The organism is Zymomonas mobilis subsp. pomaceae ATCC 29192, assembly GCF_000218875.1.
Classification (GTDB): domain Bacteria; phylum Pseudomonadota; class Alphaproteobacteria; order Sphingomonadales; family Sphingomonadaceae; genus Zymomonas; species Zymomonas pomaceae.
The window spans coordinates 702,148-717,006 of the sequence record NC_015709.1; the positions used below are offsets into that span (position 1 = coordinate 702,148).

A 14,859-nucleotide genomic window follows, 5' to 3' on the forward strand; every position below is an offset into this window, starting at 1 on the left:
GGCACAGCTTTTGAATAGAAAGTTTCAATACAATTCCAACATTCGTTCAAAGGGGGGCGACATGGCGATCAGTTCAACTTTGTTTGGTATTCAGGGCGATGCGCTTGTTTTACGTAATAAGCGTATGGATATGCTTGCATCTAATATCGCCAATGCTGCAACACCTAACTACAAAGCACGAGATATTGATTTTAACAAGGCGCTTAATGATTCTACCAGCGGTAGCGCTACCAACGAGGCCGTCGAAAATGCGATAGGGTACCGCGTCCCGATTGATACGTCGATTGACGGAAATACCGTCGAATTACCGACCGAGCAGACGCAATTCGCTGAAAATGCAATTAAATATCGTTCGACCCTTACCTTTCTGCAAGATCGTATGTCGGATGTTATGTCCGCCTTAAAAGGAGAATAAAGCGCTTTATGGATCGTCCTCTTTCCGTTTTTGACATTTCCGGTCGGGCTATGTCTGCGCAGTTGGTACGACTGAATACCAACGCGTCGAACCTTGCTAACGCAAATTCCGTAGCCAGCAGTCGGGACAACGCCTTCCGTGCTTTAAAACCGATTTTTTCAACCGTTACCCAATCCCCCGGCGTGGCAACGGTTCAGGTGCAAAAAGTGGTAGCAACGGATACCCAACCGACCCAGCTTCACGACCCGACCCATCCCTTGGCCGATGAAAACGGCAATGTATGGTCAGCCGGTGTCGATACCGCTCAGGAAATGGTGGAAATGATTGAAACAGCCCGCGATTATCAGAACAATGTTCAGGTGATGCAAACGGCAAAATCTTTAACGCTCGATACCTTGAAGATGGAGCGTTAATTAAAGAGGGCGGTAATATTATCCGCGCTTCATTTTCCTAAAAAGGGAGAATATGATGTCAACAACAAGTTCTGTTTCCGGCCAAAGTTATATCAATCAGCTCTCGACAGGTTCCAGTTCGTCAGCCACGACGACCAGTTCTTCCAGCGATCCAACGGCGGCGCTTTCTTCTACTGACTTTTTAAAACTGCTGACGACACAGCTGCAATATCAAGATCCTGATAGTCCGGTCGATGATACCCAGATGGCTGCCCAGATGGCGCAATTCTCCAGCGTGGCCGGTATTAATCAGATGAATACTACGCTCAGCAGTATTCAAAGCGATGTTTCTAATTCCCGTCTTTCCAATGCGTCCGATTGGATTGGTAAGGCCGCCTTGGTAAGCTCGAATACGGTTACTTCCGTCGATGGTATCTTTGCCGGTCAGGTGGCACTGGATAGTTCAGCAGCCGATGTCAAAATCAGCCTTGCGGATAGCACGGGTAAGGTCGTCTATTCTCAGGATTACGGCTCACAAAGTGCGGGCAATGTCAGCTTCTCATTCTCGGGCACTGACAGCAATGGCGACACGGTTTCCGGCCCGTTAAGTGTCAAAGTCAATGCGACCAACAGCTCCGGCGGCAGCGTCAGCAGCTCTACTTCGACATGGACGATGGTCAATGCTGTCAACTCGCCTGCCAGCGGCACCACACAAATCGTAACGTCGCTTGGAACCTATGATCCCAGCGATATTACCAGCATCAGTTAACCCTCTTAATCCGCCACCTTCACTCAGGAGAGTTATAATATGGCTTTTTATACGTCCCTTACCGGACTTAATGCTGCCCAGACTGATCTTTCGGTCACGTCAAACAATATCGCGAATGCCGGTTCTTATGGTTTTAAGAAAACCACGACCGATTTTGGTGAACTGGTGGCGGATTCGCCGCTGTCTTCCGGTCAGAATATCGGTCAGGGTACCCGCCTGCGTGCCACTATTCAGGATTTCACTTCGGGTAGTATGAAGACTACTAACCGTGCCCTTGATATGATGGTCAATGGCGATGGCTTCTTTCTGGTCAAATCACAGGGCGCATCCGGTACCATTTCCTTGACGCGCGATGGTAGTTTCTTGACCGACAAGAATAACAACGTCGTCACCTCGGATGGTAACTATCTTCAGGTCTATGCCACCAGTAATTCAGGCGACATCTATACTGGTAGCGACACATCAACCGCCACCGGAGGTCGTGTGCTTCAGAATTTGAAGCTGCCTTCTTATGAAGATCAAATTACCGTCAGCAATAGCAATAGTGGTAATTTGATTCAGGTTGGATCCAGTCTGATTGCTAATGGTACTATAACGATTAATAATACTGATGGCTCGACGACTTCTATTACAGGCGCCCAGATTACCTTAGGCGGTGCTGGATTTGATACAGGCAGTACTACCTCGCTTTCAGGTGGTGTAATGACGATCACCGGAGGTAAGGCTACTACTACAGACAGCAGCGGTAACACTGTTGGGACAGCCGATGCGATCAATACCACAACTTATACTTCGACGAATGGAACGGCTACTGTCAATCCGACTACAGGTGAGTTGACCGGCTTAGGTATTGCTAGTGGCGGTACTCTGACCGCTAATGGTAATAGTTATACTGGCAGTGTCGCTTTTACCAAAGCCATAACCTCCGACGACAGTGGCGACACATCTTCGGCGCTCAGCAATATTTCTGTCGGTACCGATGGTAAAGTCACCGCAACCTTCGCCAATGGTAACCAATATACATTGGGTGCCGTTGCTTTGGGCGATGTGAACAACCGTAACGGTCTTCATTCTACGGGTAATGCCAGCTGGACGACAACCGGCACCTCGGGTTCCCTTCTCTATCGTGAGGCGGATACTTCCGGTCTCGGTTCTGTGCAGTCGGGTGCTTTGGAATTGTCGAATATCGATCTGACACAGGAATTGGTTAATCTGATTTCTGAACAGAGAAATTTTCAGGCAAACTCCAAAGCGATCAGTACCGATAACCAGATGGTCAGCGCTGTTATGAATATTCAATCATAACCCATTGTATGAATTGAGTATTGTAAACGGACACAGGGGATAAGATGGACCGTCTTCTTTACACTTCACTGTCAGGTATGCGGGCAACCATGCGGCAGCAGATTGCGACCGCATCGAACCTCGCCAATACCAACACGCCCGGCTTTAGAAAGGAGCTGTCAACACAGGCGGCTTTCTGGCTACGCGGGGGCAATAGCAGTCGGGCAATGGCCTCTCAGGGCATTTATTCTGCTGATTTACAAAAGGCAGAAGTGCAACAAACCGGACGAGATTTAGATCTCGCTATGGCCGGAGATTCCATGTTGGCAGTGCAGGCAGAAGATGGTCAGGAGGCTTATACGCGGCGGGGCGATCTTCAGATTACCGATTCAGGTGTTTTGGTAAATGGTGAGGGTCGCCCCCTCGTCGGGGAAAGAGGGCCGATTACGATCGGTGCCGCCGATAAGGTTTCTATTGATAAAGAAGGCACGGTTTATATCGTCCAGCCCGGGCAAAATCCTATCCAGCCCGAAGCTATTGATCAGATTAAACTGGTTTCCCCTTCTGCCCAGCCCAGAAGCCGCATTGCAAAAGGTTTGGATGGTTTATTTCGTGTTGTCGATGGTGGCACTTTAAACCGTGATCCCGCAGCGACGGTTCAGGCTGACAGTCTTGAAAATTCTAATGTCGAACCAACGCAAGCGCTGGTTGATATGATTCAAGCCAGCCGATCTTATGAACAATCGGTAAAAATGGTGGCGACAGCGCGGCAGCTTGATGAAAGCAGCGCCAGCCTAATGGATATACCCAGCAGCTAATTTCGCTATTTTACCGCCGATCATTGTATCGCACAGGCGAACGACAAGACTTAATTGTAAGGAATACAAAGAATGCCAACCACGCCGCTACAAGTTGCAAGAACGGGATTGGATGCTCAAAACACCCGTATGCGGGTTATCGCGAACAACCTTGCAAACGTTAATACAACTGCATTTAAGCGCGATCGGGCAGCCTTTGAAACCTTGGCCTATCAGGCAGAACGGCAACCGGGTGCCCAGTCAACCAACAGCTATTATTATGCGACCGGCTTAACCTTGGGTTCGGGTGTGCAGACGATTGCCACCGAACGGCAAGAAACAGAAGGTTCGTTAACCAATACCGGCAATGCCCTTGATCTCGCTGTTTCAGGGGTGGGCTATTTTCAGATCCAGATGCCTGATGGCACAATCGGCTATACGCGGGCAGGTAACTTCCAACTGTCCCAAGATGGGCAAATTGTGACCGATGACGGAAAGCCTTTGATCCCGAACATCAACATACCGCAAAATGCTCAGCAAATTACGGTGGGTGAAGATGGCACGGTGTCAGTGCAGTTACAGGGTCAGACACAGTCCAATCAGGTCGGCCAAATTCAGACTGTGCGCTTTATTAATCCGGCAGGTCTTCAGGCCAATGGTCAGAATATTTACATTGAAACGCAATCTTCAGGTCAGCCCCAGATCGGTTTACCGCAACAAGATGGTATGGGCGCGGTTTTACAGGGCGAACTTGAACAATCAAACGTGAATATTGTTCAGGAATTGGTCGATATGATCGAAACCCAGCGGGCGTATGAAGTGAATTCTAAAATGATTAAGGCTTCTGATGAAATGCTCCAGTATATCAATCAGCAGATCTCTTAAGATGAAGCATTTTGTGAATTCCTCTTTTACGATAGCGTTTATGGCACTTGTGGCTCTGGCTGCAACGCCTGCGGACGCACGTAAAAAGGCACTTCAACCTGACCCTAACTTTGCCGCGACCTTTCCGGACGATCCCAGACCGGCGGTGACGCCAAATGGGGCCATTTTCCAGCCGACCTATGGCTATATGCCCATTATCTCAGGGGCACGTGCTTCCCATGTTGGCGATATGGTGACGATTACGCTCACGGAATCTTTTGCGGCGAGCAAGTCTGCAAATACAACAACGTCTCGTTCAGGGGGTATTGCCCTTATTCCTCCGACGACGGGTGTTTTGGCAGCCTTTAAAAGCACTGATGCGGCCGCCAGCAGTTCACAAAACTTTAAAGGGTCAGGCACAACCGGACAGTCAAACAGTCTTTCCGGCGAAATTACGGCGACAGTGGCACGTGTTTTTCCTGATGGCACCATGCTTATTCGGGGTGAAAAAATTATGACCATCAACCGAGGGGATGAACATATTCGTATCTCCGGTTTGGTTCGACCTTGGGATATTGATGGCACCAATCATGTGCTTTCAACCCGTATTGGGGATGCTCGTATCAGTTACACCGGCACCGGAGATGTCGCCAGAGCCAGCCGCATGGGTTGGTTAGGACGCTTTTTCCAAGCCATCAGTCCTTTCTAATGGACAGGGAGTCTATGGGCATTTTGTTTTTTGCACCTGAAAGAGGCACTATAGGCAGGTTATTCCGTTCGGGGATGCTTGGACTACTGCTTCTCTGTCTGGGATTAATGACGCCCTTTATGACAGCGGCACAGGCAGATCGCATTAAAGATCTCGGTGCTTTTCAGGGTATGCGAACCAACCAATTGACCGGATATGGTATTGTGACGGGTTTGGCCGGAACGGGCGATTCCAGTTTGCAATATACCATTGCCGCTATGACGGCATTATCTGCGCGTTTCGGGCTGAGTATGCCCAGCAATGTCAGCCCGACTTTGCAAGATGCCGCTGCGGTTATTGTGACAGCGGATTTGCCCCCTTTTGCAAAGCCGGGTCAACCTATTGACATTACGGTATCTGCATTGGGACGGGCGCGCTCTATCCGTGGTGGTGCCTTGATGATTACGCCGCTTTATGGTGCGGATGGTCAGATTTACGCCATGGCACAAGGTAACCTTGAAGTCGGCGGCCTCGGTATTAGTGGACGGGATGGTTCTAATCTGACCGTCAATATTCCGACTGCCGGCCGTATCCCGAGTGGGGCCACCGTTGAACGGGCGGTCGATCCCGGTTTTGCCTCGGCACCTTATTTACAGTTTAACTTAAGTGAAGCTGATCTCACAAATGTGCAGCGGGTAGCAACCGCGATCAACAACGCCCTTGGCCCCGGTCGTGCGCATGTTCTGGATGGTGTTTCCGTGGCGATCACCGCACCAGAAGGCGCAGAAGTCCGCACGGCTTTGATGGGTGAGATTGAAAATCTGCCTGTTGATCGTGCCGATGCCCGTGCCCGTGTTACGATCAATGCCCGTACCGGCACAATCGTTATCAATGGTGCAGTCCGAATATCACCGGCTGCCATTACTCATGGTCGATTAACTGTAAGAGTGGATGAAAACTATGGTGTTTCTCAACCGAATGCCTTTGGACAGGGACAAACCGCCGTCGTACCTAACAGCACGATTACAGCGGAACAGACCCGTTCACCTATGTTCCATCTTCAAACCGGCGCTAATCTGACAGACATCGTAAAAGCGGTGAATGCCATTGGTGCTACCCCGGGCGATTTGGCCGCTATTTTAGAAGGCTTGAAACAGGCCGGGGCCATGAATGCGGATTTGATAATCTTATGAGTAGTATTTCAAAAATCACGACTGGTCAGTCTTTGGCCAGCGAACTGGCTGCCAGTCAAAACAACATCGCGTCTTCCAGCGCGGCGTCGGCAGCTGTCAAAGCTTATGGAGAGGCTTCTTCTGCAAAAACGGATAATTCCAAAATTGCCGCTGTGGCTCAAAAGTTTGAGGCGATTTTCAATCGGCAAATGCTTTCTGAAATGCGTAAAGCTTCCCTTTCTGATGATGATCTGTTGGGAAGTGATGCCGAAGATCAATTCCGCGATATGCAGGATTCAAAATTAGCGGATAACTTGGCTGCTAATTCGGGTCATAACGGTATCTCGGCTATGTTGATCCAACAAATGGGGGGACAACTCTCGGCTTCAACAGGCACGAAATAAAATAATATCTCTGAACATAGGGATAAAAAACTTTTAAAAATAATAGTTTATAAGAATATCTGCCCTATTTTTCTAAAAAATTTATAAGGGCAGTCGTAAATAAACATAAGATAAGTGCAGCCGGTCAGAAACGATCCTCTGCATGGTGACAGGATAGTGAAACGATATGAGCGATATTCTTCAAATCGGAGCTTCTGGCGTCCTTAACTACGGTAAGGCGATGGACGTTATCAGCGAAAACGTTTCCAATGCCCAAACCACCGGCTATGCAAGACGTGATGTTAAATTAACGGAAGCCCCTAATGGCGGAAGCGGTATTCTTGGCCTTAATCAGGTTAGCGGGAATGGCGTATCGACCCAATCGGTTACCCGCGCATGGGATGGATTTGCCGCTACCCATGTCCGCAATACCGCCAGTGATGCCGGTGAAGCTAGCGCCGTTTCCCGTTGGATGTCCTCGGCTGAAACGGCTATTAACAGCGGAACTTCTGGCACAGATAGCCAGATAACCTCTTTCTTTACCAGTATTACGGCGCTTGCTTCCAATCCTTCTAATACGACCCAGCAATCTGCGGCTATTACCTCTCTTAGTGATGCCACAAAAGCGATCAGCGATTCAGCCACCAGCCTGAAAGGCGTTTCCACCGGGATTAGTGATGAAGCCGATGGCACGGTTTCGGTTATCAATTCCGATCTTAGCACCTTGGCGAAGGTCAACACCGCCATGTTGCAAACCCCTGCCGGCACGGATGCCTCGGCCGGTCTTGCCGATCAGCGCGATCAGTTGTTGGATGATCTTTCTTCAAAAATCGGTATCAATGCCGATATTGCCAGTAATGGTACCGTCAAAATAACGCTTAGCGGCAGCGGAAACGGACAGACGTTATTGTCCAGCACGGCGGCAGGTCAATTCGCCGGTTCGTTTTCCTCTTCGATGGATTCAAGTGGTAATCTGACTATTGGCGTAAAAGACGCGCTTAATAGTAGTAATAATCGCAATATGACCAATACCGCAGGGGGTTCCCTTACGGGTTTGATGACTGTTGCCTCCAATGTTGCCGATGAGCGTAGTGATTTAAATACTATCGCAAGTGACTTTGTGACGCAGGTCAATAGCTGGAATGGTAACGGAACCACCACGTCAGGCGCGACAGGGGGTGACTTATTATCCATTACCGATGGCGATGCTACCACGATTACGACTACAACCAGTGATGGCAGTGCTATCGCGGGGGCGAATTCGTCTAGCGCCAATGGTAACTTGCAAAATATTTCTAATTTGCGGGGCAGTAATGGCGTAGAAGCCAATTATGCTACGCTGGTTAGCAATAATGCCCAGCTGACCTCCACCGCTTCTACGAATGCGACCAATACTGAAAATTTATACACAACAGCCTCAAAAACGCGGGACAGTTTATCCGGTGTCGATCTGGATACTGAAGCGGCACAGCTCCTTCGTTATCAGCAAGCCTATCAAGCATCTGCTAAAGTATTGCAGGTCGCGCAATCGACCATGCAATCTATCTTCGAACTGTTTTAAGGAGGGCTACGTATGTTAACGCGAATTGGTCTTAATAACGTTATCAGCAGTATGCAATCGACGAATAGTCAGATACAAAAATACCAAGATCAGACGGATACAGGTATTAAAATTCAAAAGCCTTCTGATGATCCGGTTGCGGCCAATCAAATCGGGAATCTTAATCGTAGTCTAAGCAACAATAGTGCTTATACTTCGAATGTTAAGACTGCGACCGCCGTATCTGATCAGTCCGGTGCAGCCTTGTCCGATATGGCAACCCAGCTTAGTTCGATCCAGAATTACTTACAACAGGCTATGAATAGCACCAGTAATGATTCAACTCGGGGTGTATTGGCCGGTGAAATCGGAAGTGCCGCTGATCAAATCAATTCGTATAAAACGACAACTGATAGCAATGGTAACGCCTTATTTCCAGCGAGCTCTAACCAACTGATTACCTATCCGATCGGTGATAATCGGTCTGTGGCCGCTACGCTCTCCCAGAGTCAGGTTTTTAGTTTTACCGCCAGTTCGGGAAGCAGCGCTGGGACAAGTGTTGATCTGACGACTTTGTTGCAAAACACCCAAACAGCGATCAAAAATAATGATACCGCTGGAATGTCCGATGCCTTGGGTCAGATTCAGGATGCGATTACCAATACAACTAATATGCAAGGACAACAAGGTGTGCTTGCAACCCAATTAAGCAACCAAAGTGATCGCCTCTCTAGTCAGTCTGTTACGCTAAAAACGACACGGTCTTCCTTGCAAGATGCCGATGTCACAGAAGTTTACAGCAATTTATCTGCGCTCGTTACTCAGCAAGCCGCTGAACAGTCAGCGCTTATTCGTGTGTCGAGTTCAAATCTCTTCGACAAGCTGGGTTAAGAAATGAATAGACACTTTTTAAAGATATGGCTTTTCGCTATGCGTTAGAAATATTTAATTAATTACGCTTTGTATGAATAGAATATTTTATATCTGTATTCATATAATATTTTAAATAACAATATTTACCTGCCGCTACTTCTTTGTAACAAGGTAGCTTGTTACATTTAAATAATACTAATCGGGAAGTAAAAATGACCCGTCAGAAAGGCTTTTAATGTTCGCGGCAATCGGCTTTGTTATTTTGCTCGTTATGGTGTTCGGTGGTTTTGCCATTACCGGCGGCCATCTCGGACCAGTATTAGAAGCAATTCCGCATGAGCTGATTGTTATCGGAGGTGCTTCTATAGGCAGTGTTGTTGCTGGTAACTCAATGCTCGAACTTAAATTATTGATGAAGGGTTTTTCCGCTGTTTTTAAAGGCCCCAAATTTAAAAAAGAGGATTATAAGGATACTATCTTCCTTGTGGGAAGGCTGATGCGCACCCTGAGAACAGAAGGGCCGGTCGCGTTGGAATCCCATGTTGAAAATCCTGAATCCAGTGCCTTTTTTACAGAATTTCCGAGACTGCTCAAGGACAAAACCCTGGTGCGGCTTATTACGGATACGTTGCGTCTGGTTGTGGTTTCATCGGGAACGCTTGACCCCAATGCCGTTGAAGATGTGATGGATAACACCCTTAAAACGCATCATCATGAAGTTGTTCTACCCGCAGATATTCTGCAAAACCTATCTGAAGCGCTTCCCGCTTTTGGTATTGTCGCGGCCGTTTTGGGGGTGGTCAAAACCATGGGTTCCATTGACCAACCGCCGCCTATTCTTGGGGCAATGATCGGTTCTGCCTTAGTGAGTACTTTCTTAGGGGTGCTGCTTGCGTATGGTATCGTCGCCCCAATGGCTAATCGTTGCCGTGCGGTGATTGATTCCGACAATCATATTTATCAGGTTATCAAACAAATGATTGTTTCTTCTATGCAGGGACACCCCCTTCCCTTGGTCATTGAAGCGGCACGATCTGATATTCCAGAAGAAAATAAACCAGAATTTGCCGAAATATTTGATGGGATGCGGGGGCGTTAATCTCTTAAGGCACCGCTATTTCAGGCAGGACCATCATAAAGACAGAAAAAATTTTAAGGGCAAAAGCCGGTGGCAAGAAAAAGCAATAAGAATGAGGCCGAAGTTCGGCCAATTATCGTTAAAAAAATTATTGCTGATGACCATGCGGGCCACCACGGTGGGGCTTGGAAAGTGGCCTATGCTGACTTCGTGACCGCAATGATGGCCTTCTTCCTATTGCTATGGCTTTTGGGGGCAACCAACGACAAAGAACGTAAAGGCATAGCGGATTACTTTAAGCCGACCATTCTTTCCGAACCTACCGATAATTCTAATGGGGGTGTAGGCTTCTTAAAGGGCGACACCTTGGCGGTTGATCAAGATTTGCCGACCCATGCTAAACTTTCACCGGATGGCCCAAAACTGATTGCTAAAAATCCTGATACCTTGGCGCAAGCCAAAGAAATTATCAAACAGCATGATCAGCAGCGCTTTGATCAGCTCCGTAAAATGCTTGAAGAACATATGCAAAAAGACCCCGCTTTGGCAAAATTGAAACAAAGTGTGCGTTTAGTTGAAACGCGCGAGGGATTACGCATTGATCTTGTTGATCAATCCGATTTTGCTATGTTTACACTGGGCACTGAAACCATGGTGCCCCCTGCTCGAAAACTTATTGCTGAGGTGGCACGTGTTATCAAAGATGTGCCTAATATGATTATCGTCAGAGGCCATACAGATGCACTACCCTATGCCTCTGGGCGTAATGTTAATAACTGGACATTATCAGCGGATCGGGCCGACGCAACACGTCAGGCCTTGATTGCAGGCGGTGTCAATGTGGATCGTTTTGACCGGATCGAAGGTCTTGCTGATCGCGAACCCTATGTTCCAGATAACCGTATGGATCCCCGCAATCGTCGTATGTCTATCATTCTTAGCTGGCTTAATAATGACAGCGGCCGTGATCAGCCAATAACCTCCAATGAAGGACGATCAGACCCGACCCCTCATGAGACCAAGGCCGCCGCTACACTGAATACCCAGTCTCAAAATAAGGCTACGAAATAAGGTATAATTATTCCTTGGCATTTAAGACTTTACCCACGGCTATGGCTAAGTCCTGAATAGAAAAAGGTTTAGGTAAAAAGGCGACATGTTCTAAACTGATAGAACGGCGTAGCTGTTCTTCGGCATAGCCGGAAATGAATAATACGGGTAAATCTGGTCTGAGTTTGCGGGCTTCACTTCCCAAGGTCGGGCCATCCATGCCCGGCATAACGACATCAGAAATTAAAAGGTCAATCTTGGAATTATCTTTTAATAGAGAGAGGGCTTCTTCGCCATTTTCGGCGGTCAAAACATCATAGCCCTGACGTTTTAAGCCAAAGCCTGCTACATTCCGCACAGTTTCTTCATCTTCTACTAATAAAATCTTGCCGCTACCCCATAATAAGGCCGATTTTTCAACAGAAACTTCTATTTGTTTTTGGGGTGCGACACCTTCATAGACGGGGAGATAAATAGTAAACTGTGTGCCGACACCCATTTCGGAATCGGCAAAAATAAAGCCGCCTGACTGTCTTACGATACCATAGACGGTAGCCAACCCAAGACCGGTGCCTTTCCCTACTTCTTTGGTTGTGAAAAAAGGCTCAAATATTTTACTAAGAATTTCAGGTGGGATACCCGAGCCCGTATCAGAAATAATCAAAGCCGTGTATTCACCATCAGGTATGCTATGATTGGTATTTTTATGCACGTCTTCAACAGAAATAGGCTGGGTTTGGATAGTTAAATGGCGCTGTTCTCGACTGTTCATCATCGCATCACGCGCATTAACCGCTAAATTAACGATGACTTGTTCAAGCTGTCCCGGATCGGCTCTCACAAGGCCAAGATTACGGCCATGCTTAACCGTCAGTAAAATCTTCTCGCCTAATAATCTTTTTAAAAGATTAGAAATTTCTGAAATGACATCCGGTAATTGCAGTATCTGGGGCCGCATAGTCTGCTGACGAGAAAAAGCCAACAATTGACGGGTTAAAGCGGCGGCACGATTACTATTATGCCGTATCTGCTGAATATCATCATAATCACTATCGCCCGGAACATGGCGCATCCGCATGACATCGCAATATCCAATAATAGCGGTCAAAATATTGTTAAAATCATGGGCGACGCCCCCTGCTAACTGTCCGACTGCCTGCATCCGTGTGGCTTGTGCCATTTGTTGTTTAATCTGATTTTCGGCACCTGATTCTCTAAGACTGATGACGACGGCTATGCCCCCTAAATGGCGTGTCCCTGTCAGCATCAAGACGATTGTTTCTTCGGGCTTAGAGGCTAACCTGACTGAAATTTCACCTGAAAGAGGCTGCCCTGCCCCATAACGATGAACAGCATCCGCTACCGCAGCTTTGTCCTCTTGTACGACCCAATCGCTAGGATAAAGCACCGACTGACGAGACATACTGACCGTCTGCACCATCGCCCGATTCATAAACAACAACCTTCCGTCTTGGCCCGTAATAGCTAAACTATAAGGCAAGATAGAAAGCATTGAGCAGATAACATCGAGTATATCTTTACTATTGCGAAGAGCCCCCGAAATTTCATCCATCATCAAAATAAGGCTATCGCTTGTCTTATTGTTGCGATCCAAATCAACTTTTACCAAGCGGAGGGCTGATTTATTTTCTACAGCGCCTTTTATAAAATACTGACCGTTCATATCGCTTTCAAAAAGTGACATGAAATCAGCCCCTACTATAGAGCCATCCGGAAATCCGGTCTGTCGAAAAGTTAATATTGGGCTGGCGGTAAGAATATGGCCTTGGGCATCAAGTAAAGCGGTCATAATGCCCGCTTCGGCTAATGATGTGCTGATTTCACCTTCAATGAGAATCTGAATATTTTTTGAAAGTTTAGCGGTATTATCCTGAATAAGACGCCAAATTAGATAATTATTATGGATACCCGCCCGCTGGATAGAAATTTTATATCTGTCGCCTGTATCTCTTCCCCATGTAAAAAGACTGATACCATTCCGCCAGACTTGCCTTAGCGCTTGTTCAAAAAGGGCTTTTTCCGAGGGAGATTCTGCAAATTCGGAAGGGTCACCTAGTGTAGGGAACCATTGAGTATAAAGGCTACTCGCAGCCCAAATTTTACCGGATCGATCATTTATAACAATAGCTTCTTGATCATTTTCGATAATAGCCTGCAACAAAGCTAAGTCGGGTAAATTAACCGTAGAAGGCATCGAATTTTTAAGAAACAAGCGATAAAAAGAAGCGGCGAACAAAATAGAAAAAAGTATCGTAATGAGAAACAAAAAAGATAATCTATAATCTTTTAAAAACCACTCTAATAGAAAAAAAGGCAGAAATAGAAATATAAATGCAATAAAAATAGAAAACCAGAATATCGATTTCTGGCCTTTTTTTAGAAAATAAAAAGGCAAAGCAAATTTCATAGGATTTTCATCGCTTAGCCTATCACGAAGGTCAAGCCGCTTACTTTTCCATAGGAGGCTTTAATAGGAGAAAAGCCATCGCCTTTTGCAAAAGCTATTTCGTGCCCTGTCTTAGATAAAAACACATACCACGAAATAACCTTTTACAAAAAAACATCCGTAGTCTTTCTTGGAAGAAAGATTATCCCCCAATATCCAAGAATTTTTTACGACGCATACTCCGTAAGGCTTGTGCATCCAAAGGGGTCAAAAAGGCAAGTTCCTGAAGAATAGCTACTTTAAGCGCCGCTATGGCTGCAACAGGTTCGCGATGCGCGCCGCCAACAGGTTCCAAGACAATACGATCGACAATACCTAATCCGTAAAGATCGGTTGCTGTCATTTTCATCGCGGTTGCCGCATCACTCGCTTTTTCAGCCGCACGCCATAAAATAGATGCACAGCCTTCCGGTGAAATCACAGAATAAACGGCATGTTCAAACATCAAAAGACGATTAGCGGCTGCAATCGCGATAGCACCCCCTGAGCCCCCTTCACCAACGATAATAGAAAGCAAGGGTACCCCAATTGACAAACAGGTTTCAGTCGATCGGGCAATCGCCTCAGCTTGACCGCGTTCTTCTGCATCAACCCCCGGAAAGGCTCCAGAGGTATCAACCAATGTAACGACTGGAAGGTTGAATCTATCAGCCATTTTCATCAATCTGATGGCTTTTCGATAGCCTTCCGGTCTGGCCATGCCAAAATTATGCTTAATCCGGCTTTCGGTATCGTTGCCTTTTTCCTGACCAATAATCATCACACGCTGATTGTTAATCCGCGCTAACCCACCGATGATAGCCGGATCTTCACCAAAAAGACGATCCCCCGCCAAAGGGATAAAGTCATCGCAAAGCGCTTTGATATAATCGTGGAAATGAGGACGTTCGGGATGGCGTGCTACCTGCGTCTTTTGCCACGGAGTAAGATGGGCATAGGTATCGCGTAATAGCTTTTGCACCTTGCTTTCGAGATCAGAAATCTCGCGCTCAAGATCCATTTCATCCGAAGTGACTTTACGGAGTTCGGCAATGCGTGCCTGTAACTCAGCCACTGGTTTTTCAAAGTCGAGATAGGAAACCATTGT

The 14,859-nt window shown here is 47.0% G+C and carries 15 protein-coding genes; 13 read left to right on the forward strand and 2 right to left on the reverse strand.

Annotated elements, in window-relative coordinates; all coding sequences use genetic code 11:
• Positions 1-61 precede the first annotated feature (61 nt).
• From flgB to ZYMOP_RS03185, 13 genes are all read left to right on the forward strand, one after another.
• Complete coding sequence (flgB, locus tag ZYMOP_RS03125) at positions 62-415, forward strand: flagellar basal body rod protein FlgB (protein WP_013933908.1); 354 nt, start codon at positions 62-64, stop codon at positions 413-415.
• Positions 416-423: 8 nt separating this feature from the next.
• A complete protein-coding gene (gene flgC, locus ZYMOP_RS03130; RefSeq protein ID WP_013933909.1) occupies positions 424-828 on the forward strand; it encodes a flagellar basal body rod protein FlgC in 405 nt (134 codons plus the stop codon).
• A gap of 52 nt (positions 829-880) precedes the next feature.
• Entirely contained in the window at positions 881-1,576 is a 696-nt protein-coding gene (locus tag ZYMOP_RS03135; RefSeq protein ID WP_252507441.1) for a flagellar hook assembly protein FlgD, read from the forward strand.
• Between the two features lie 39 nt (positions 1,577-1,615).
• On the forward strand, positions 1,616-2,881 hold the full coding sequence (locus ZYMOP_RS03140; protein ID WP_013933911.1) for a flagellar hook-basal body complex protein: 1,266 nt from the start codon (positions 1,616-1,618) through the stop codon (positions 2,879-2,881).
• Positions 2,882-2,925: 44 nt separating this feature from the next.
• Positions 2,926-3,678, forward strand: coding sequence for a flagellar basal body rod protein FlgF (locus ZYMOP_RS03145; RefSeq protein ID WP_013933912.1), 753 nt, complete (start codon positions 2,926-2,928; stop codon positions 3,676-3,678).
• A gap of 72 nt (positions 3,679-3,750) precedes the next feature.
• A complete protein-coding gene (gene flgG, locus ZYMOP_RS03150; RefSeq protein WP_013933913.1) occupies positions 3,751-4,542 on the forward strand; it encodes a flagellar basal-body rod protein FlgG in 792 nt (263 codons plus the stop codon).
• Between the two features lies 1 nt (position 4,543).
• Positions 4,544-5,230 carry a flagellar basal body L-ring protein FlgH gene (locus ZYMOP_RS03155; RefSeq protein ID WP_013933914.1) on the forward strand — a complete coding sequence of 229 codons (687 nt, stop codon included), beginning with the start codon at positions 4,544-4,546 and terminating at the stop codon, positions 5,228-5,230.
• Positions 5,231-5,304: 74 nt separating this feature from the next.
• Positions 5,305-6,402, forward strand: coding sequence for a flagellar basal body P-ring protein FlgI (locus ZYMOP_RS03160; RefSeq protein WP_252507450.1), 1,098 nt, complete (start codon positions 5,305-5,307; stop codon positions 6,400-6,402).
• Positions 6,399-6,785 (forward strand): rod-binding protein, encoded by a 387-nt coding sequence (locus tag ZYMOP_RS03165; RefSeq protein ID WP_013933916.1) that lies wholly within the window; start codon positions 6,399-6,401, stop codon positions 6,783-6,785. Before ZYMOP_RS03160 ends, ZYMOP_RS03165 begins: the two co-directional genes overlap by 4 nt.
• Positions 6,786-6,951: 166 nt before the next feature.
• Positions 6,952-8,325 (forward strand): flagellar hook-associated protein FlgK, encoded by a 1,374-nt coding sequence (gene flgK / locus ZYMOP_RS03170; RefSeq protein ID WP_013933917.1) that lies wholly within the window; start codon positions 6,952-6,954, stop codon positions 8,323-8,325.
• A 12-nt stretch (positions 8,326-8,337) separates the two neighbouring features.
• Positions 8,338-9,195, forward strand: coding sequence for a flagellin N-terminal helical domain-containing protein (locus ZYMOP_RS03175; RefSeq protein ID WP_013933918.1), 858 nt, complete (start codon positions 8,338-8,340; stop codon positions 9,193-9,195).
• A 217-nt stretch (positions 9,196-9,412) separates the two neighbouring features.
• Entirely contained in the window at positions 9,413-10,276 is an 864-nt protein-coding gene (gene motA / locus ZYMOP_RS03180) for a flagellar motor stator protein MotA (protein ID WP_013933919.1), read from the forward strand.
• 69 nt (positions 10,277-10,345) lie between these two features.
• Positions 10,346-11,326, forward strand: a complete 981-nt coding sequence (locus ZYMOP_RS03185; protein WP_013933920.1) for a flagellar motor protein MotB — start codon at positions 10,346-10,348, stop codon at positions 11,324-11,326.
• 7 nt (positions 11,327-11,333) lie between these two features.
• Here ZYMOP_RS03185 and ZYMOP_RS03190 read toward each other — a convergent pair whose 3' ends face one another.
• Positions 11,334-13,733: a response regulator gene (locus ZYMOP_RS03190; protein ID WP_013933921.1), complete on the reverse strand. Its 2,400-nt coding sequence runs from the start codon at positions 13,731-13,733 to the stop codon at positions 11,334-11,336.
• 181 nt (positions 13,734-13,914) lie between these two features.
• The gene (locus ZYMOP_RS03195) at positions 13,915-14,856 is read right to left on the reverse strand and encodes an acetyl-CoA carboxylase carboxyltransferase subunit alpha (RefSeq protein ID WP_013933922.1); all 942 of its coding nucleotides are present in this window, start codon (positions 14,854-14,856) and stop codon (positions 13,915-13,917) included.
• Between the last annotated feature and the right edge of the window lie 3 nt (positions 14,857-14,859).

Coding starts and splice junctions, on each gene's coding strand:
- flgB (WP_013933908.1), top strand. CDS start 62: ATGGCGATCAGTTCAACTTTGTTTGGTATTCAGGGCGATGCGCTTGTT.
- flgC (WP_013933909.1), top strand. CDS start 424: ATGGATCGTCCTCTTTCCGTTTTTGACATTTCCGGTCGGGCTATGTCT.
- ZYMOP_RS03135 (WP_252507441.1), top strand. CDS start 881: ATGATGTCAACAACAAGTTCTGTTTCCGGCCAAAGTTATATCAATCAG.
- ZYMOP_RS03140 (WP_013933911.1), top strand. CDS start 1,616: ATGGCTTTTTATACGTCCCTTACCGGACTTAATGCTGCCCAGACTGAT.
- ZYMOP_RS03145 (WP_013933912.1), top strand. CDS start 2,926: ATGGACCGTCTTCTTTACACTTCACTGTCAGGTATGCGGGCAACCATG.
- flgG (WP_013933913.1), top strand. CDS start 3,751: ATGCCAACCACGCCGCTACAAGTTGCAAGAACGGGATTGGATGCTCAA.
- ZYMOP_RS03155 (WP_013933914.1), top strand. CDS start 4,544: ATGAAGCATTTTGTGAATTCCTCTTTTACGATAGCGTTTATGGCACTT.
- ZYMOP_RS03160 (WP_252507450.1), top strand. CDS start 5,305: ATGCTTGGACTACTGCTTCTCTGTCTGGGATTAATGACGCCCTTTATG.
- ZYMOP_RS03165 (WP_013933916.1), top strand. CDS start 6,399: ATGAGTAGTATTTCAAAAATCACGACTGGTCAGTCTTTGGCCAGCGAA.
- flgK (WP_013933917.1), top strand. CDS start 6,952: ATGAGCGATATTCTTCAAATCGGAGCTTCTGGCGTCCTTAACTACGGT.
- ZYMOP_RS03175 (WP_013933918.1), top strand. CDS start 8,338: ATGTTAACGCGAATTGGTCTTAATAACGTTATCAGCAGTATGCAATCG.
- motA (WP_013933919.1), top strand. CDS start 9,413: ATGTTCGCGGCAATCGGCTTTGTTATTTTGCTCGTTATGGTGTTCGGT.
- ZYMOP_RS03190 (WP_013933921.1), bottom strand. CDS start 13,733: ATGAAATTTGCTTTGCCTTTTTATTTTCTAAAAAAAGGCCAGAAATCG.
- ZYMOP_RS03195 (WP_013933922.1), bottom strand. CDS start 14,856: ATGGTTTCCTATCTCGACTTTGAAAAACCAGTGGCTGAGTTACAGGCA.